The sequence below is a fragment of the Cohnella fermenti genome (assembly GCF_004801405.1).
Lineage (GTDB): Bacteria > Bacillota > Bacilli > Paenibacillales > Paenibacillaceae > Cohnella > Cohnella fermenti.
Map to the genome: position 1 here is coordinate 252362 of NZ_SSOB01000001.1, position 19175 is coordinate 271536.

Genomic DNA, 19175 nt, shown 5'->3' on the forward strand with positions numbered 1-19175 from the left:
GATGAAAACAACTTGGGGCGAGCGAATTTTCGACGGGGGCAATATCGCTTTCTTGACGATTTTCGGACTTACGACGCTGTATCCGCTGCTTTATATCATCACGCTTTCGTTCAGCACGCCGGCGGATGCGATGGCCATGAAGTTTTACTGGTTTCCGCTGCATCCGACGCTGATGTCGTACGAAAAGGTGCTGGCGCACCCCGATTTGGTGTCGTCTTACGTCAATACGCTCATCCGGACCGGCGTCGGCATCGCGATATCATTGACCATGACGGCGATTATTGCTTATCCGTTGTCCAGGCGAACCTTTCCGCACCGGAAGCTGATCATGAAGTTGTTCGTCTTCAGCATGCTGTTCAGCGGCGGTACGATTCCGATGTTCCTGCTTGTCAAAAATCTTGGCATGCTCAATACCCTGTGGGCGCTCGTCCTGCCCGGCGCGGTGTCGGCTTTCAATATGATTGTGATGCGCAACTTCTTCGAGGGAATCCCGACCGAGATCATCGAGTCGGCGCGCATCGACGGCGCATCGGAGATGCGGGTGCTGATGCGCATCGTGCTGCCGCTATCGGTGCCGGTGATCGCCGTCATGGCGCTTTGGGTCGGCGTCGCGCACTGGAATCAATGGTTCGATGCGCTGATCTATACGCAGGACAATCGGTGGCAGGTGCTGCAACTGTTCTTGCGAAGAACCGTCGTCGATGCGACGGTATCGCTGACACCGGGCGAGGACATGAACCGAATTCGCGAGGAATATACGCCGGAGTCGCTCAAGGCGGCTACGATCGTGGCTGTGACGCTGCCGATTCTGTTTCTTTACCCGTTCATTCAGCGGTATTTTGTCAAAGGCATCATGCTCGGTTCCGTCAAAGGCTAAGCGTTGGTCGGAACGGACATGCCGATTATAGAAGCTTAACGACATTCATACAGGAGGCTGCAAGATGCTTGTAAAAAGAGGGGTAAAAGCTTGGGCGACGATGGTTGCTGTCTGTTCACTGATGCTTGCCGGATGTTCGAATGGAGAGGGGACAGGCGCATCCACGGCTTCGTCGAGCGCGTCAACCGCAACGCAGGATGAACCGATAAAGATCAAATGGATGGTGCCATCGGCGGACTTGACGCCCGATTCCCGAACGATTCAGGTGCTGCAGGAGAAATTTAATGTCCAAATCGATTACTATTCGATTCCGCAGGCCGACTATGTGCAGAAGCAGCAAATCCTGCTTACTTCGGGTGACGTGCCTGACGTCATGTTCGTCTTCGACCCGAATCAATTGTTCAAATACGCCAGCCAGGGCCTGATTGCCGAGCTGCCGATCGAGACGATCGAGCAATATGCGCCCAAAACAAAAGAAGTGCTGGACAGCTTTGCCAAGCAAGGCTGGTACTATACCAACCTGAACGGCAAAAATTACGGCTTGCCGACCACGTACTACACGGGTCAGTTCAACGCGAAGCAAGGCTGGCGGGTGGATCTGCTGAAGAAGGCGGGCGTAGATAAAATTCCGGAAACGATTGACGAAATGACGGATGCGTTCGCCAAGCTGAAGGACATCGGCGTCTATGGCATGACGACCAACGGCAACTCGTATTACTTCCAGTTCTGGTCCATATTCGGCGCTTACGGCGTCATGCCAACCCAATGGATGCTGAAGGACGGCAAGGTGGTCAACGGCGCGGTGGTGCCGGAAGCGAAGGAAGCGTTGACCTTGCTGGCGGACTGGTATGCGAAGGGCTACATCGATCCGGAATTCGTTACCGGCAAAGACATGGACAAGAAGCTGATCGAAGGGAAGATCGCTTACACACACGCGACCACGGTGTCTTCGTTTGATTTGAGCAATCCGCAATCCACGATCTCCTCGATGAAGAATATAAATGCGGACGCCGATTTCCAAATGGCGCCGCTGCCCAAAGGGCCGGACGGCCAGCAGGGGGGCTGGGCATGGGGAACCGCAGGCAGCATCTTCGCGTTCGGCAAGCAGATGGAGCAGCAGCCGGAGAAGGTCAAGAAAGTGCTCGAGATCATGGAAGCGATGCGTAATGACGAGCAGGTATTCCTGGATGCAGGGGTCGGCATCAAGGGAACGCATTGGGACTATAACACGCCTTCCGATCCACAGAGCGGCATCAAGTTCCTGCCTCCATACGACGACACCGCCAAGCTTGCGACAGAAGGGCTGAAGAGCAACTTCGACACGCTGTTTGCCGGCGGCCCGGCTCCCGCCATTTTTGCGAAGGCCCTCGGCCAAACGAACGTTGAGCAATCCCTCCTTTACAACAAGCCGATATGGGACATTTTCGGCAAATCCGACGTGCTGCCATTATCGGGCAAATACTGGGCCGACTTGACGAAGCTGAAGCTGGACGCCTACGCTCAGATCGTGCGCGGCGACAAGCCAATCTCGTATTTCGACGACTTCGTCAAGCAGTGGAACGATATGGGCGGCGCAGAACTGGAGAAGGAAGCGAACGAACTCTATCAATCGGTGCAAGGCAACAACTAAGGAACAGCAATAACGGCGGCGCGAGGCGGTGCGTCGCTGTTTTTGTTCCGCCCAAACAAAGCGGTGCGTATTGCTTGGTGCAATATTGCCTGGTGCCATTGAGAGGATGAATGTGATGGAAAAAAAGCAAATCCTCATTGAGGATCAATTGCAGATGGTTGGATACGCCTGGCCGCGTACCCTGCTCGGCTTCGACCGGCCGGACGAAGAAGCGGCGGCGGAAGAGGCATGGCTCGCCGACGCGGACGGTGAAGCCGTGCCGTTCCAATGGCGGCGGACGGATAACGCAACGCGGTTATGCATGGTTGCCGATCTGCCGACGGGAGCCAAGCGGCGATTCGAATGGCGCAGCGGAGCGGCGCCCGCGCCGGGAACGAGCTACGATCGGATGACGGTCGCGCGGGAGAACGATCGCGTGCAGGTGAATAACGGTCGGCTGATCGTCATGTTCGCAGAGCACCCATTCGAGGATGGCGAGCTGTTTGCGCTACGCTTGGCCGGCTGTGCGGCAGAGGGTGTTGCCCGCATTGACGGAGGCGGCCGCAAGCTCGTTGCTGCGGAAGGGACGGTAACAGAGTCAGGACCCGTATTTACGGAATGCGAGTTTGTCTGCCGTTTCGAAGGGGAAGCCGAGTACCGTGCGACCGTAACGGTTGCCGCCGGCATGGACTATATGGAGCTGCGCGAGCGTATGTCCGGTTTTGCCGCCGGCGAGAGCGCAGTGCTTGCGATCGAGTGGCGTTCGTTTGCGCCGAAGCGGAGGTATACGAAACCACGCAGCGTGGAGCCGATCGACCGCTATTTGGAGGGAAACGGCGATTTGCCGTTTCGGGTAACGCCTTACGATAACGCGATATGCTGGCATCAGGCGAAAGCGGCGGCCTTTGCCGACGACGAGGTTGCGGCCGCTGTATTTGTCAAAGATAGCGGCTTCTGGGACGACGGCGAATATGCGCTCTGGGGCTCGCCGCCGTCGCTGGCGCTCCGCTTCCGTTGGTCGCGGCGCCGTCAGGCGCTTCGCTGGGCGTACCCGCTGGCTTCGGGAACCCGCTGTACGGCGATTGCGCTGTATCCGGCGCAAGAGGAAGCTGCCGCGCCTGGCGAATCTTATGTCGAGGAACTGTGGCTGTGGCACGAGTTTCTATCGCTCGATAAAGTGAAGAACTGGAAGCTGGCCTGGGAGGAACGGCAGTCGGAGTATCCGCGTCTATTCCGCGAGGAGTGGCTCCCGCGGCGGATGCATGACTGGTTCGGCGACAGCACGGCCAAGCCGACGCCGGGCGACATGGATGCGATTGTCGATCGTTTGTCCTTTTGTCTGCACCAGCCGGGCAATCTGAGTCCGGTAGCCGCGCGGGAATTTTATGCGTGGGCCTCCACATTTGATCTGGCTGCGCCGGCGATGTCGCCGGGCCAGTTCGACCGGCTGAAGGCAGCTTGGGCGTTCATGGCTTACGCACACAATGAGGAGTGCTTCATGCCCGTAACGAATATGCTCGCCGGGCACCCTAACTTCCTCGTCGATGTAAGAAGTGTCCCTGCGCTCATGGCTGCACTGTTCCCCGCTCATCCCGATGCGCGCCGGTGGAAGGAGGATTTCGAGCGCTCCATGGCGCTGAACGTGAAGTATCACGTCCGGCCCGACGTGTCTTTCTGGGGAACCAGAGGAGGAAGACATACGGAGAACTTGGCGTGCTACACGCTCTATAACCTGCAAGCGATGTTGAATCCGGTCATGGCGATCACACGGGTATGGGGAGAGCATCCTGTCGCTTATCCGAATTATGCCAAATGGTTGTCCTGGCTGCTGAATACGCTGACTGCGCCGGTCGAAGGCGCGCGACATATCCCGTCGCAAGGCGCTCACGCCGGCGGACACATCGATGATTATGCCGCCCCGCTGACGCTGCGCACAGCCGCGTTCGGCTTGCGCGCCATCGAGCCGTTGCTGGCCGAGTATCTGCTCCGTGCAAGTCCAGCCGATGCCAGGGGCTACGCGGAGCGAGAGCCGAATACGGACATCTGGCGCGCTGCGGACCCGGCGCCGCACGACGGCAACACAGGCACGCTCCCGCCGCTCCGCACGGCGGCCTACACCGGGTATGGCTTCGTCCTGCGGTCTGCGGTGGGCGAGCGGGCGGAAGCTTCGGTGCACTTGCAACAGATCGACGAAGGACCCAATTACCGCTGGGGTCGCGCCGGGCGAGGCGGCTGCGGCGTTATTACTTACTTTGCGGATGGCAAGCGGCTCAGCTTCAACCGCAAGGAGGATGTCGGCGACGATAATATGGGCGACGTTCAGGCATGCTGCAACTTCGGCGTTCTGTACGGTCACGAGTTCCGCAGCGTCGGACGTCGCGAACTGACTGAGCCGCTGCTCGATCTCGGCTTCGCGCAGTTTGCACGCGTGCTGGCGGGACCGTACGCCAGTCCGGCCTATCATTCGCGCAGTGTGCTGATGTCCGGGAGCGATTATATTATCGTTTACGATCAGGTCGGCGACATGCGGGTCAGGGGCAGGTTCTCCTGGTTTGTGCATGAGCGCGATCCGTTCCCGACGATCTGCCAACTGAAGCCGGGCGTATCCGGTTACGACGCAGCGCCCGGCATTCCGGTCGAGGTCGGGCCTGGCGCTTACCGCAACGTCAATGACGAGTCGAAGGGAAAATATTACGACGGGCACGGCCACTTCCTGACGCTCGTATCTCCTCACGGCAAGGGCGACTACGGCTACTTGCTCGGCGTTCAAGCGATGGGGTACGGGGCCATGGTGACGCTGAACGACCGGCGCGACTTTGTGTTCCGGGACGAAGCCGCCATTGCGTTCGATGAAGGCGGAATTGTATTCGACGGTCATGCCGGCATTGTCCGACAGTACAGCGCGAAGAAAGCGGAGGCGGCCCTGTTCATTGGCTCGCGCATCGGCGTTGCGGGCGTTGTCGCGGAATTAATCGCCGCAGATACGGAGGATGAGGCGGACGTTGAGGCAGGCGGCGAAGCGCTGCCGGCGGGCTTCTCCTTCGTCCGCAACGGCGACGAGCTCAGCGGCAGTTATGCCGGTCGCGGCGGCGCCGTCGTGACCTTGACACTGCCGGAACCGCTGCGCGGCTTGGCGTATCGGCTGTACGTTGCCGGTATTGCGCTCGAGCCGCTGGAGGATCGCGGGCATCGTATCTCGTTCCGCTTGCCGGCGGGGGGCGGCCAGTGGGAATGGACGGACCGGTTGCCAACTCCGGCTAGGGTGCAGATCGCGGGGTACCTGGCTTCGTCCGGCCTTGCCGAGTTGGTCTGGGAGCCTGCCGCAGGGGCGGAGAGCTACGAGATCGCCGTCAGCGACGATGGCGGGGCAACCTGGACGGCAGCGGCGTCCGGTATTGCCGGCGAGACGATGGACGCGTCGCGGCAATTGCGCACTCGGCTTGCCGGGACGAACGGCACGAAGCGTCATGTACGGATCATGGCCGTCAATCGTGACAGAAGAGGTCCGTGGAGCATGGATTATCCCGTCTACTTCACAGGGGAGCCTCCGGAACGGGCCGACGGGCTGCGAGTTGCGCGGACGGGGCGCGGGTTCCGGTTAACGTGGGGCTGGCAGCTAGGGGCGACGAGCTACCGACTGTACCGGAGGGAGCGCGGCGAGAGTGAATTTGCCCTTGTTTACGAAGGCATCCAGCATATGCACGAAGATGATTCCGCCGATCCGGCGCGTGTCTATGAATACGGTGTCGCCGCCTGCAACGGCAACGGCGAGGGCCTTGTTACACCGCCCCGCGACACCGCTCCCGGCGGTCTGGTCGACTGGGACCCGCGGCCGGACGAGCATTACCGCCGTTACACTCGCAGCCACGAATACGGCTACAACGGGTTCGATCACTGGGCGAACGATGCAGCGCCTGTGCTTGCTTATCCGGCGGTCGATCGTGCGGAGCAGGTCGATTGACAGCGAGCGCCGGAGGCACTGTCCCGGCTACCTTGTTGTTCGACGCTGCAGCATCACAGTCGGAGGATGAATACGAAGGAGAGGAGACGGCACTTGGTTATTGAACTGGTTGTGACAATGGCTACTGTAGGCTTGCTATTGGGATTTGTCGGTGCGGGAGGCTCCGGCTTCATCATTTCGCTCTTGACGGTGGTGTTCGGCTATCCGATCCACACGTCCCTCGGCACAGCACTAGCAGCCATGATTTTTTCTTCGCTGGCCGGTGCCGTCAGCCATTACCGCGAGGGCAATATTGCGCTTGGCACGGGCGCCGTCGTCGGCGGCGCCGGCATGCTCGGCGCCTGGCTCGGCTCGCTTGGTTCAAACGGAATTTCCGGTGAGGAGCTGAAATGGATGACGGCAGGGATGCTTTTGCTGTCGGGCCTGGCGATGTGGCTCCGCATGTGGCTCGTCGCGCGACGCCAAGATCGGGAAGCGTCCGCGACTCGTTCGCGTATTCCGTCCTATTGGGCCGCGGCCTGTTTGGTCGGTCTTGTCACCGGCGTTTTGTCGGGCATATTCGGTATCGGTGCCACGCCTTTTATCCAGATCGGTCTCATGGCTGTCCTTGGTCTATCGATCAGACAAGCGGCCGGGACGACGATGATGGTCATTATCCCTATCGCTATCGGCGGAGGGGCGGGTTATTACCAACTCGGACATCTGGATGTGCGGCTGCTGCTGGAAGTGGCTGGCGGCGTGATGCTTGGTTCCTATATCGGGGCGAAGTTTACGCGGCGCGTCCGGACGGTCGTCTTGCAGACGGCGATGGTGTTACTTCCGATGGTTGGTGCCGCCATTCTTATGCTTTAAGCGATATTCGAATTCATGATGCTACGAATGGAGAATGAGGCTATTGGAGAATGAGGCTATGGAATTCATGCTGCAATGGAAGGAAGATAGGAGCCGATCCCATCGCATTATCGCGTTCGGCTCCAGCAACACGGAATCGACGTGGTCCAGCGGCGGCAGGCACAATTGGGTCGAATGGTTAAATATAAACGTCAGAGATCATATCGGACGGCATGTATGCGTGATCAATCAAGGAATTGGAGGAGAGACAACAGAGGATCTGCTCGGCAGGCTGGAACGGGATGTGCTCTCCTTCAAGCCTGGCGTGGCAATCATCACGATTGGAGGCAACGATGCGATTCAGAGTCTTCCGCTCGAACGGTATGCGGACAATTTACGGACCATTTGTGCCCGCATTCGGCAAGAGAACGCTGAGGTCGTGCTGCAAACCTATTACTGTCCCATGTATCATCTGCGGGAAGTTGGCTTCCGAACCGAGTTTGAACGCTACATGGAGACCGTTCGCATCATCTCTCGGGAAATGGAGGTTCATCTTGTCGATCAGTATAGCCGATTTGAACCGTTCTATCGCCGACAACCGGAGCAGTATGCAAGGCTGATGCGAGATACGATTCATGTGAATCATTTGGGCAATTTGATCATGGGGATTCATCTATCCCAAGCTCTGCAATTGCCTGATCTGCAGCTCCCCCCGGATATCATGCAGGAGGCATTGGAACTGAGGGAGCTAATGGATCGCTGTTTGGATCAGGACTCGGAGGATTGAATACCGGCCTATGGAATGGTTGAGAACCCACAGCGGAGAAGGAGACGGCCCAAGTCATGAACACGAGCTTTCTATATGACACGGTTGTTTATAAAGAAGCGGCCGGCCGTAGGCTGCGACTGTTGATCTGCCGTCCGGAAGGCTGGAGCGCGGCTGACATGAGGCCGGTCGTCGTCTGGATTCACGGTGGCGGTTGGCGGGGCGGGCAGCCAGAAATGCTGCTGCGTCATTGCAGTCTGTTCGCGGAGCGAGGCGCAGTGTCATTAAGCGTCGAATACCGGCTCATGCCGAACGAGGGGCACGAGGCGGAGCCGGGTCAGGCACGCGGCATAGAAACGTGCATCGAAGATTGCCGCTCGGCTGTGCGCTACATACGTCGTCATGCGGCCGAGCTTGGCATCGATTCGCAGCGTATTGCGGTTATCGGAGATTCCGCCGGCGGCCATCTGGCGGTGAGCCTGGCCACAATGGACAACCACGACGCCCCCGGTGAAGACGCATCCGTATCGGCAATGGCGAACGCCGTCGTCAACTGCAATGGCATCGTTGATTTTACGGGGCGTTGGAAAGCGGCGATCCCTGTTGTCGACGCGGAGAACCACGATGAAGATCCGGTGCGCGCCTGGCTGATGCGACACGAGCATGCCAAAGCTCTGTCGCCGCTGCATCACGTGTGCGCGGGTCAGCCGCCGATACTGATCATGCATGGATTGTTGGATGCAACAGTCGTGCCCGAGCAAGCGATGCGCTTTTATGAAGCGTATTCGGCGGCGGGCAACGAGGTCGAGCTTGTGCTTTATCCGCATTTGGCCCATGCGTTCGTCCTATTCGATTACAAGACGGAAGAGTCGGAAGTGTTGAAGGTTATCGAGCGCATTTACCAGTATTTATTATCACATCGCTATTTTCCAGTATTCTCTTAGAATGTGTCTGCAAACGGGCTATAGCTTAAAAATCGTGGTAGATACAAAGGTTAAGGTAATCGCCATGATCCAATAAATATTGGTAATAAGTTCAATTGTTCATATCAGAATAACAGACCCTCGGCCTATGCGGTGAAACCCCTTACGATTTTGAACCATTTCTGGAACCCGTGTCGTTCTCGGAGATGCGGGTTTTTCTTTATAATCACTCATGTAAGCGCTTATCACACAACGGTGAATAGGGGATGCCATATGAACAACCGAATGAACAAAGGATTGGGGATCGGGCTTGCAACGGTGTTGCTGACGGGGGCGCTCGCGGGCTGCGGCTCCGATTCGGGCAGCAAGGAGAGCGGGGCTTCCGGCTCGGGAGCGCCGGCCAAGGAGATCAAGCTGAAGTTCAGCATCTGGGGCAATGACACGCACAAGGCGATGTACGAGACGATGATCGAGAACTATCGCAAGGATCATCCGAACGTGAGTGTCGAGATCATGACGATTCCGTCGGCGGATTACCAGCAGAAGCTGTCGGTGCTGATGGCGTCGAAGACGGCGCCGGACATCGTCTGGCTGATGGAGCGGTCGATTCCGCAATTCCTCGGGGCGGGCCAGCTCGCCGACATCTCGGGGATCAAGGACGACCCGAACTACAAGTTCGAGGACCTTATTCCTTCGACGCTCGAGCTGCTGACGAAGGACGGCAAGACGTACGGCATTCCGTTCTCGACTCCGCCGAACATGATTTATTACAACAAGACCTTGTTCGCGGAGAAGGGGTTAAAAACACCGACCGAGCTGTATGAGGAAGGGAACTGGACGTACGACGAGATGGCGAAGGCGGCGGCTGCCCTTACGGACAAGAGCAAAGGCGTGTACGGCGTCAACCTGATCCGCCCGAACGGCTGGACGACGAGCTGGACGGAATCGCTGCAGACGCTCGTATGGGCGTTCGGGGCCGACTACTTCAGCGCCGACGGCAAGCAGTTCGCGCTGAACACGCCGGCAGGGATCGACGCGCTCCAGTTCTACAGCGATGCGATGTTCAAGTCGGAGATTCATCCGAAGCCGGGCGACCAGACGACGTTCGAGACGGGCAAAATCGCCATGCAGCAAGACCTGTTCAGCTACATGGGCAAGGCGAAGGCGATTGCCGACTTCGAGTGGGACATCGCGCCGATGCCGTCCGGAGCGGGCGGCCAGGGAACGACGCTCGGCTATGCCGGCTACGCCGTGACGAAGGACAGCGAACACGTCGCCGAGGCGACCGACTTCGTGAAGTACCTGACCAGCCCGGAGAACATGGCGGTCACCTCCCAGTTCTTCGTGCCGAGCCGCAAGTCCGTGCTGGAATCGCAGGACTTCCTGAACCAGGGGCCTTCGCCGGAGAGCGTGAAGACGGCCGTGCTCGATCAGATGGCGGGCGCAAGGGTGCGCCCGGCGTTCCAGAACTTCCAGCAGATCGACGAGAAGATGAAGATCGGCTTCGATTCCATCTACACGAAGTCCAAGCCGATTGAAGACATCGTGAAGGATCTGGAGAAGGAAGTCTCGCCGCTGCTTAAGTAAGTGAGACGGCTAAGAGAGACAGCATGGCAAGGAAGGAGTGGACCTCAACATGAGCAAGGCCGCGGCACCCTCGAAGCTGCGAAGGCGCAACGCGTGGTACGGATACCTGTTCATCTCTCCGATGATGCTGGGCTTCCTGATTTTCCTCGCGGCGCCGATCGTCTACGCCTTCGGACTCAGCTTCACCGACTACTCGCTGCTGCACCCGTCCTCCTTCATCGGAGGAGACAACTACGTGCGGCTCGTCTCCGGAGACAAGCAGTTCTGGCATACCCTCGGCAACACGCTGTATTTCTCGGCGGGCCTCATTCCGCTTAACCTGGGGCTGGCGCTCGCACTCGCTCTTCTTCTCAATCAGAAGCTTCCCGGCACGGGGGTGTTCCGCACTGTTATCTTCACCCCCGTCGTCACCTCCATCGTCGTCTGGGCGATCGTCTGGAAGTACGTGTTCGCGACCGATGCGGGGCTGCTGAACCAGATTCTCGCCGCGCTGGGCATCGAGGGACCGGCCTGGCTGTACGACACCGCGCTCGTCATGCCCGTCGTCATCGTCGTCAGCGTGCTGAAGAAGGTCGGGATGAACATGGTTATTTTCCTCGCGGCGCTTCAGGACGTACCCAAGATGTACTACGAGGCCGCAACCATCGACGGAGCTTCGAGGTGGCGACAGTTCCGCAGCATCACGCTGCCGATGATTACCCCTTCGCTGTTCCTGACGCTGATCATCACGCTGATCGGGTCCCTGAAGGTGTTCTCGCAGATCGCGGTCATGACCGACGGCGGGCCGGGCACCTCGACCTATGTGCTCGTCTACTACATCTATCAATTGGCGTACAAGGTGTTCGACTTCGGCTACGCTTCGGCGGTCGCGTTCGTGCTGTTCTTCCTTGTCCTGCTGCTTACCGTCGTGCAATGGAACCTGAGAACAAGGTGGGTGCATCATGAGCAATAAGAGGCAGAGAGCGGTATCCGCCGCCATCCGTTACGTGCTGCTGATCGCGGTGTCCGCCGTTATCCTTGTTCCGTTCTACTGGATGATCACAACATCGCTGAAAAATCAGACGAAGGTGTTCGAGTTCCCGATGCAGCTCTTCCCGTCGCCGGTCGTCTGGGGCAACTATGCCGAAGTGTTCAAGGCGCAGCCGGACTTCCTGCTTCATTACTGGAACAGCTTCTACATCGCCGTCGTCGTCACGGTCGGCACATGCCTGTTCGCCGCCATCGCGGGCTTCGCGTTCGCCAAGATCAAGTTCCCGCTGCGCAACGTCTGGTTCCTCGTGCTCCTGAGCGGCATGATGATCCCGGCCGAGGTGACGACGATTCCGAACTTCATCTGGTTCTCGAAGCTGCACCTGGCGGATACGCACTTTCCGCTGATCGTGCCGCCGATGCTCGGAGCGGGAGGCATCTTCGGCGTCTTCCTGCTGCGGCAGTTCTTCATCACCGTCCCGAGCGAGCTGGACGAGGCGGCGGAGATCGACGGCTGCACGCCGTGGACGACGTTCTGGCGGATCATGGCGCCGCTCGCGGCTCCGGCGTTCGCCACGCTGTCGATCTTCACCTTCCTGAACAGTTGGGAGGACTTCCTTGATCCGATGATCTACATCAGCTCGTCGCGCCTGTTCACCCTCCCGATTGCGATGAAGCTGTTCACGGACACGGCGGGCACGGCCTGGCATCTCTTGATGGCGGCTTCGGTGATGGCGACGTTGCCGCTGTTGCTCGTCTTCTTCTTCGCGCAGCGCCGATTCATCGACGGCATTGCGACTACAGGGCTTAAATAGGAGGCACGGGGGAAAATGACGCAACGAGAAAAGGCAAAACAGCCGATTGAGGCGGACGTGGTTGTTGTGGGCGGAGGCCCGGCGGGCATCAACGCGGCGATTGCGGCAGGGCGCCTTGGCGCGCGGACGGTGCTGATCGAGAGGTACGGCTTCGTCGGCGGCATGTCGACGGCCGCACTTGTGTACCCGTGGATGACGTTCCACACGGTGGAGGGCAAGCAGGTGATCGGAGGCATCGCGGACGAGCTCGTGCGCAGGCTGCAAGCGATCGGGGCTTCGCCGGGCCATGTCCGGGACACGGTCGGGTTCGTCAACACGATCACCCCTTACCATCCCGAAGTATACAAGACGCTGGCGGTCGATATGCTGCACGAGGCCGGGGTCAAGCTGATCGCCCACAGCTTCGTGGATAGCGTCGCCATGGAAGGGGACCGCATTGCGGCGGTCCGGCTGACGTCGAAGTCCGGCAGGCTGGAGGTCCGGGGGAAGGTGTTCGTCGACACGTCGGGCGACGCGGATCTCGCGTACCTGTCCGGCGCGCCGACCCTCCAGGGACGGGACGAGGACGGGCGCACGCAGCCGATGACGATGAAGTTCCGGATGCGCGGCGTCGACCTGGCGAAGGTCAAGCAATACATGCTGGACAACCCGGACGAATTCTATCGCAAGACGCCGATCGACGAGCTGGAGAGTCTGCCGCTGAGCGGGGTCATGGGCTTCTTCAAGCAGTGGAATGCCGCGCAGCTTCCGATCAACCGCGACCAGGTGCTGTTCTTCACCGGGCCGGAGCCGGACGAGGTGCTCGTCAACACGACAAGGGTGCAGGGGCTCGACGGCACGGACGTCGAGGATCTGACGGAGGCGGAGCATCTGGGCCGCAAGCAGGCGCAGCAGGTCGCGGACTTCATGATCCGGGAGCTGCCGGGCTTCGAGCGGGCGTCGCTCTCGCAGGTCGGCGCGCAGATCGGCATTCGCGAGACGCGCCGCATCGTCGGCCGGTACACGCTGGAGGCGGCGGATGTCGTGGAGGGGCGACGCTTCGACGACGTGATCGCCCGCAGCGGTTATCCGATCGACATCCATGATCCGTCCGGCAAGGGAGTGGCCGCCTCCTGGGTGAAGGGCGACGGCGCGTACGACATTCCGTACCGTTGCCTGCTGCCGCAGCGGGTGAACAATCTGCTGGTCGGCGGCCGCTGCATCTCGACGAGCCACGAGGCGCTTGCCACGACGCGGCTGACGCCGAGCTGCATGGCAACCGGCCAGGCGGCCGGAGCGGCGGCGGCTCTGGCCGCGGAGCAGGGGCTTGCGCCGGGCGAGCTGGATGTTCGGCTGCTGCAGGAGGCGCTTCGGGCGGAGGGGGCTCTGTTGGTGTAGCCGGAGAGGAGGTGGGGATGCGAGCGGGCGGACGGGAAGGGGGAGCAAACAGCATGGCAAGCACGCAACTTTATAATGGAAGGGGAACAATGAAGCGATGAAGCATTCCGGCAAGCTGCCAAGAGCGATTGCGGCCGTTCTGGTCGCCGCCATCCTGTTGACGTTCTGGGGAGGCGTCGCCCCGAAGCGCGCCTTCGCCACCGACGAGTTCGACACGATGAGGGACAAGTGGAGCACGATGCTCACCGGAGGCTCCGGCCTCAGCACAACCGATCCGGATATCGCGGCCCGCACGGCGGCATTGGCGACGGAAGCCCAGTCCTACTGGAGCACGATGGACCTGTCGGCGACCCGCACGTATATCTGGTACGCGCTGCGGGCGACGAAGACCTCGGATCAGGTGAACGAGGTATACAGCCGGCTCCGCACGATGGCGCTCGCCGCGACGACGGTCGGCTCCTCGCTCTACGGCAATGCGACGCTGAAGCAGGACATTATCGATGCGCTCGACTGGCTCGGCGCGAACAGCTACAACTCGTCGATCGCCCGGTCGGCCTACAATTGGTGGCATTGGCAGATCGGCATTCCGCTCAGCCTGAACGATATCGTCGTCCTGTTGTACGACGACCTCTCGGCAACCCAGCGTGCGGCCTATATGGACACGGTCGACTACTTCACCCCGGCCGTCAACCTGTCCGGAGCGAACCGGGCGTGGCAAGCGGTCGTGATCGGCGTGCGCGCCGTCCTCGTGAAGGATTCGACGAAGGCGGCCGCGGCCCGCGACGGCTTGTCCGGCGCAGGCATCTTCCCTTACGTGACGAGCGGAGACGGGTTCTATGCCGACGGCTCTTTTATCCAGCACAGCAAGATCGCCTACAACGGCGGATACGGCCTCTCCCTGCTGCAGATGACGTCCGACCTGATGTATCTGCTGGCCGGCTCGTCCGCACAGGTGACCGACTCGAATCAGTCCCACGTCTGGCAGTGGGTGTACGATTCGTTCCAGCCGCTTCTCTACAAGGGAGCGATGATGGACATGACGCGGGGCCGGGAGATCTCCCGCAATTACGCCCAGGATCACGCGATCGGGCACAGCGTCATCGCCGCGATCGTTCGGCTCTCGCAGTTCGCGCCGGAGCCTCACGCCTCCGCCTTCAAGAGCATGGTCAAGGGCTGGATTCAGGACGACACGTTCAGCAGCTTCTACTCGGACGCGACTCCGGAGATGATCGCCCTGGCCAAGGGGATCGTCGCGGATTCCGCGATCTCGCCGCCCGCACCGCTGAACAAGGTTCAGCAATTCGCCGGGATGGACCGCTCGCTGCTGCTTCGTCCCGGCTTCGCCTTCGGCATCGCGATGTTCTCAACCCGAACGAACAGCTTCGAGGCGATCAACAGCGAGAACGGCAAGGGCTGGTACACGGGAGCGGGAGCGACCTACCTATACAACGCGGACCTGGCGCAGTACAGCGAGGACTATTGGCCGACCGTGGACGCCTATCGGCTGCCGGGCACGACTGTCGTCTCCCAGACGGCGAACGCCGCGCAGACGGGGACGACGAGCTGGGCGGGCGGCTCCGTTCTGGGCGGGATGTACGGAGCGACTGGCATGGATCTCTCCTACGCCTCCTACAACCTGACGGGACACAAATCCTGGTTCCTGTTCGACGACGAGATCGTCGCTCTCGGCGCGGGCATCGCAAGCACGGAGGCTTCGCCCGTGGAGACGATCGTCGAGAATCGCAAGCTGAATGCGGCGGGCGACAACGCCTGGGCGATCGACGGAATTGCCCAGGCGACCTCCCTCGGCACGAGCCAATCGCTGACGAACGTTCACTCGCTGCATCTGAGCGGCAACGCGGCGAGCGGCTCCGACATCGGCTACTACTTCCCGGACGGGGCGACGCTGCAGACGCTGCGCGAGGCGCGCACCGGCAACTGGAAGCAGATCAACAACCGCAGCGTGACACCGTCGACGAGCATTACCCGCAACTACCAGACGGTATGGATCGATCACGGACCGGCTCCGACCGCCTCCTCTTACGCGTATACCGTGCTGCCGAATGCAACCGCGGCGGCAACCGGCGATTACGCCTCCAGTCCCGAGACGACCGTCCTCGCCAACACGAGCGCCGTCCAGGCGGTCAAGGAGACGACGCTGGACGTGATCGGCGCGAACTTCTGGACGGACTCCTCGCAGACCGTCGATCTTATCACTTCCAATAAGAAGGCTTCCGTCATGACCCGCGAGACGCCGGATACGAGCCTTGCCGTGTCCGTCTCCGATCCGACGCAGGCGAATACGGGCACGATCCAGATCGAGCTGGCCCGCTCCGCAAGCTCCTATACGGCCGATCCCGGCATTACCGTCACCCAGCTCAGCCCGACGATCAAGTTCGCGGTGAACGTGAACGGGGCGAAGGGCAAGTCGTTCCAGGCCAGCTTCGCGCTCGGAACCGACCCGGGCGGCGGCGATCCCGATCCGGAAGATCCGGAGGAGCCCGAGCTCGTCTCGGTCATCGTCGATAACGCCGATTCGACCGGCGTGACGAAGGTCGGCGCCTGGACGACGGCGAGCACGCAGACCGACCGTTACGGCGCGAACTACCTGCACGACGCCAATACGGGCAAGGGAACGAAGAGCGTCGTGTTCACGCCGACCTTGCCTTCCTCCGGCTATTACCGGGTATCGATGATGTGGCCGCAGCACGCGAACCGCGAGGACGCGGTGCAGGTCGACATCGCCCATGACGGGACGACGAGCACGACGGCCGTCGACCAGCGCTCGAACGGAGGCGTCTGGAACGCGCTCGGGACGTACTACTTCCAGGCCGGCACCGGCGGCAGCGTGACGATTCGCAACGACGCGCTGGCTTCTCCGGACGGGTACGTCGTGGCCGACGCAGTCAAGTTCGAGCGGCTGCCCGATCCGATCATCGTCGACAACGCCGACTCGTCCGGCGTGACGAAGATCGGGACGTGGACGACGGCGAGCACGCAGACCGACCGTTACGGCGCGAACTACCTGCACGACGCCAATACGGGCAAGGGGACGAAGAGCGTCACATTCACGCCCGAGCTGCCGATATCGGGAACGTACGAGGTGTACATGATGTGGCCGGAGCACTTCAACCGGGAGGATGCGGTGCAGGTCGACATCGCTTATAGCGGCGCGACAAGCACGGTCCCGGTCGACCAGCGGTCGAACGGGGGCGTCTGGAACCTGCTTGGCACGTATGCGTTCCAGGCGGGAACAAGCGGCAGCGTAACGATTCGCAACGATGCCTTGGCAACTCCCGACGGCTATGTCGTCGCCGACGCGGTGAAGTTCGTTCCTGTCGGCTGAGCCTTCCCCCCTCATATTCGAAGAGAAAACCTGCCGCTGCCGCAGGTTTTCTCTCGTTTTATGGAGAAGTGGACATTCTGGCGATCGAATTGAGGGATGTTCGAATCGCTGTCGAATTTTATGTGAGAAACCACATTGGAAAGGCTCGATGGCAGGCAGTTTGGGCGATTCTATGTGAAAAATAGCATAAATAGAGGGGGGGATGGTCGGAGTTGGCCGGATGTATGCTATAAATCGCATAAAACGCCGCAATTGCCCCCTACTCCCAGCCGACGAATGTGAAAAAACACATAAAATCGTATGGGGGCGTCGGATCAAGGGGCGAACGGGCGGAGGAGAGAGGGATTCGAATCGGACAGGGGGCGTCTGCCGGTTTTTCTTAAGGCGGATATGTGCGAATTGGAAGAATAAGTTCGATTTATCGTATACAATGGGGGGAGCGGGCAAACTCATCGAAGAGCAGCTCAGATGCCTCTCGGATATGGACCCGCATAGAGTCATGCATAGAGTCATAGAGGAGAGAACGTTTATGCTGGCAGTAGCGGCAGCGATTATCGAGGACGGCGAGGGGCGGGTGCTTGTCGCCAGGCGCAAGGAAGGCAAGTCGCAGGCGGGCCTGTGGGAATTCCCCGGCGGCAAGCTCGAGCCTGGGGAGTCGCCGGCAGACTGCCTCGTGCGCGAGCTGAAGGAAGAGATGGGGATCGACATCGCTCCGTACGAGCCGTTCGGCGAGAACGAGCACGAGTACGGCAGCGTCGCGATCCGTCTGATCGCGTGGCGGGCGACGTGGAGGCCGGGGCCGATCCGGCTGGCGGACCACGACGATTATCGTTGGGCGCGGCCGGACGAGCTGGCGGCGCTCGCCTGGGCGCCCGCGGACATTCCGTTCGTCCGCAGGCTGGCGGGCGGCTAGGCGCGGGCATAGCCGACCAGTTCCATGAAGCCGAAGCCTTCTACGGCTTCGGTTTTTCCCGCGAAGGTGCGCGCGGTTCCGCTTGCGGCGCAGGCTCCTTCCCAGATCGCCTGCAGCGGGCCGAGGATCGGCATCTCCTGACGGTTCGTCAGCGGGGAGACGCGAAGGGAGACGGCGAATTCCGGCAGCTCGATGGACCATTCGACCGGGTATTCCGCCTTCGTCCATTCGCCGCTCCAGACGCGTTCCGGGCGCAGCGTAACCCGCTCCGTCGTCGCGACGGAGCCGTCCGGTCGGATCAGCTTGGCGACGGAGTACGGCTTCTCGCGCGGATTCGCCGGGCGAAGGCGGCTGATCAGCAGCTCCCGGCCGCCGCGAAGCTGCAGGCCGAACCAGTCCCAGCCTTCTCCGCGCAGCAGGCCGTAATGGCGGCCCCATTGGTGGTCGAACCAGCCTTCCCCGCGGACGGTCTCGAAGCGGCCTTCGCGGTACAGCTCGCCCGCGACTTCGTTGCGGGTGGCGGAGTAATACTTCAGGCCGTTAACCTTCCCGACCTCGTCGATAAGAGCGACCGGCTTCGCCGGCTCGAAGCGCAGCCGCAGCCTGGCAGTCTCCGAAGCGAGTTCCAGCCGCAGGCGGGCGCTGGCGTCGTCCTCGAACGAGAGGCTGTTCTCGCCGTAGACGATGCGGGTAGGCTTCCCGGCCACGGAGGCGCCGCCCGGCAGAAGCCGATGGGGAGCGGGCACGGAAGCGCCAAGAAGCTGCTTGTATAGTCCCCACGTGTGGCCGTCGAGCGGATTCGCCGTCAGGTAGACCGGAAGATAGACGGTCGCCATCTGGTAGGCGAGCATTCGGTCGAGAAGCGAGTGGGGTTCGGAGCGCCCGCGGTCCAGATCGATGAACGAATGGATCGCGTAATGGCCCTTGGGGAGGAGCAGCTCCCCCACTCGGAAGAAGGAAGCCATGACCGCATAGCGGCGGCCGCGGCTTCCGGTCAGCAAGGCATAAGCGTACCACCACTCCACGTTCGAGAAGGGATGGCCGGAGGCATCCTCCGGCAAGGAGATCGAAGCAGGCAGGCGAGGCATCGGCGTTCCTCCCATTCGAAGCTACATCCACAGTATGTAGGCGCGTGCGGAGGGGTGAACGGATTGCGGTCATAAGGGGGAAGTCGCCATCGAACCGCCGAGCCCTCGCCGAA

13 protein-coding genes are annotated in these 19175 nt (G+C 60.8%); 12 read left to right on the forward strand and 1 reads right to left on the reverse strand.

The features are described 5' to 3' along the window. Window position 1: 1 nt before the first annotated feature. From E6C55_RS00925 to E6C55_RS00980, 12 genes are all read left to right on the forward strand, one after another. A complete protein-coding gene (locus tag E6C55_RS00925) occupies window positions 2-877 on the forward strand; it encodes a carbohydrate ABC transporter permease (RefSeq protein ID WP_136367892.1) in 876 nt (291 codons plus the stop codon). Window positions 878-941: 64 nt separating this feature from the next. Further along, entirely contained in the window at window positions 942-2507 is a 1566-nt protein-coding gene (locus E6C55_RS00930) for an extracellular solute-binding protein (protein ID WP_136367893.1), read from the forward strand. A 115-nt stretch (window positions 2508-2622) separates the two neighbouring features. Next, window positions 2623-6447 carry a fibronectin type III domain-containing protein gene (locus E6C55_RS00935; protein WP_136367894.1) on the forward strand — a complete coding sequence of 1275 codons (3825 nt, stop codon included), beginning with the start codon at window positions 2623-2625 and terminating at the stop codon, window positions 6445-6447. A 93-nt stretch (window positions 6448-6540) separates the two neighbouring features. After that, window positions 6541-7299, forward strand: a complete 759-nt coding sequence (locus E6C55_RS00940) for a sulfite exporter TauE/SafE family protein (RefSeq protein ID WP_211093499.1) — start codon at window positions 6541-6543, stop codon at window positions 7297-7299. A 67-nt stretch (window positions 7300-7366) separates the two neighbouring features. Continuing rightward, window positions 7367-8065, forward strand: a complete 699-nt coding sequence (locus E6C55_RS00945; RefSeq protein ID WP_230986469.1) for an SGNH/GDSL hydrolase family protein — start codon at window positions 7367-7369, stop codon at window positions 8063-8065. Window positions 8066-8121: 56 nt separating this feature from the next. Beyond that, on the forward strand, window positions 8122-8988 hold the full coding sequence (locus tag E6C55_RS00950) for an alpha/beta hydrolase (protein ID WP_136367897.1): 867 nt from the start codon (window positions 8122-8124) through the stop codon (window positions 8986-8988). Between the two features lie 252 nt (window positions 8989-9240). Continuing rightward, window positions 9241-10554: an ABC transporter substrate-binding protein gene (locus E6C55_RS00955; RefSeq protein WP_136367898.1), complete on the forward strand. Its 1314-nt coding sequence runs from the start codon at window positions 9241-9243 to the stop codon at window positions 10552-10554. A gap of 49 nt (window positions 10555-10603) precedes the next feature. Next, window positions 10604-11506, forward strand: a complete 903-nt coding sequence (locus E6C55_RS00960; RefSeq protein ID WP_136367899.1) for a carbohydrate ABC transporter permease — start codon at window positions 10604-10606, stop codon at window positions 11504-11506. Further along, window positions 11496-12338, forward strand: a complete 843-nt coding sequence (locus E6C55_RS00965) for a carbohydrate ABC transporter permease (RefSeq protein WP_136367900.1) — start codon at window positions 11496-11498, stop codon at window positions 12336-12338. The genes E6C55_RS00960 and E6C55_RS00965 overlap by 11 nt, the downstream gene beginning before the upstream one ends. Before the next feature lie 15 nt (window positions 12339-12353). Further along, a complete protein-coding gene (locus E6C55_RS00970; protein ID WP_136367901.1) occupies window positions 12354-13715 on the forward strand; it encodes an FAD-dependent oxidoreductase in 1362 nt (453 codons plus the stop codon). A 97-nt stretch (window positions 13716-13812) separates the two neighbouring features. Beyond that, complete coding sequence (locus tag E6C55_RS00975) at window positions 13813-17061, forward strand: golvesin C-terminal-like domain-containing protein (RefSeq protein ID WP_136367902.1); 3249 nt, start codon at window positions 13813-13815, stop codon at window positions 17059-17061. Between the two features lie 529 nt (window positions 17062-17590). After that, the gene (locus E6C55_RS00980; protein ID WP_136367903.1) at window positions 17591-17974 is read left to right on the forward strand and encodes a (deoxy)nucleoside triphosphate pyrophosphohydrolase; all 384 of its coding nucleotides are present in this window, start codon (window positions 17591-17593) and stop codon (window positions 17972-17974) included. Here the strand turns inward: E6C55_RS00980 and E6C55_RS00985 are convergent. Then, a complete protein-coding gene (locus tag E6C55_RS00985; RefSeq protein ID WP_168735384.1) occupies window positions 17971-19062 on the reverse strand; it encodes a lipocalin family protein in 1092 nt (363 codons plus the stop codon). The two genes, E6C55_RS00980 and E6C55_RS00985, sit on opposite strands and share 4 nt — an antisense overlap. Between the last annotated feature and the right edge of the window lie 113 nt (window positions 19063-19175).

Bases quoted from the DNA above. Each gene is read 5' to 3' on its own strand.
- E6C55_RS00925 (WP_136367892.1), top strand. From the start codon at position 2: ATGAAAACAACTTGGGGCGAGCGAATTTTCGACGGGGGCAATATCGCT.
- E6C55_RS00930 (WP_136367893.1), top strand. From the start codon at position 942: ATGCTTGTAAAAAGAGGGGTAAAAGCTTGGGCGACGATGGTTGCTGTC.
- E6C55_RS00935 (WP_136367894.1), top strand. From the start codon at position 2,623: ATGGAAAAAAAGCAAATCCTCATTGAGGATCAATTGCAGATGGTTGGA.
- E6C55_RS00945 (WP_230986469.1), top strand. From the start codon at position 7,367: ATGCTGCAATGGAAGGAAGATAGGAGCCGATCCCATCGCATTATCGCG.
- E6C55_RS00950 (WP_136367897.1), top strand. From the start codon at position 8,122: ATGAACACGAGCTTTCTATATGACACGGTTGTTTATAAAGAAGCGGCC.
- E6C55_RS00955 (WP_136367898.1), top strand. From the start codon at position 9,241: ATGAACAACCGAATGAACAAAGGATTGGGGATCGGGCTTGCAACGGTG.
- E6C55_RS00960 (WP_136367899.1), top strand. From the start codon at position 10,604: ATGAGCAAGGCCGCGGCACCCTCGAAGCTGCGAAGGCGCAACGCGTGG.
- E6C55_RS00965 (WP_136367900.1), top strand. From the start codon at position 11,496: ATGAGCAATAAGAGGCAGAGAGCGGTATCCGCCGCCATCCGTTACGTG.
- E6C55_RS00970 (WP_136367901.1), top strand. From the start codon at position 12,354: ATGACGCAACGAGAAAAGGCAAAACAGCCGATTGAGGCGGACGTGGTT.
- E6C55_RS00975 (WP_136367902.1), top strand. From the start codon at position 13,813: ATGAAGCATTCCGGCAAGCTGCCAAGAGCGATTGCGGCCGTTCTGGTC.
- E6C55_RS00980 (WP_136367903.1), top strand. From the start codon at position 17,591: ATGCTGGCAGTAGCGGCAGCGATTATCGAGGACGGCGAGGGGCGGGTG.
- E6C55_RS00985 (WP_168735384.1), bottom strand. From the start codon at position 19,062: ATGCCTCGCCTGCCTGCTTCGATCTCCTTGCCGGAGGATGCCTCCGGC.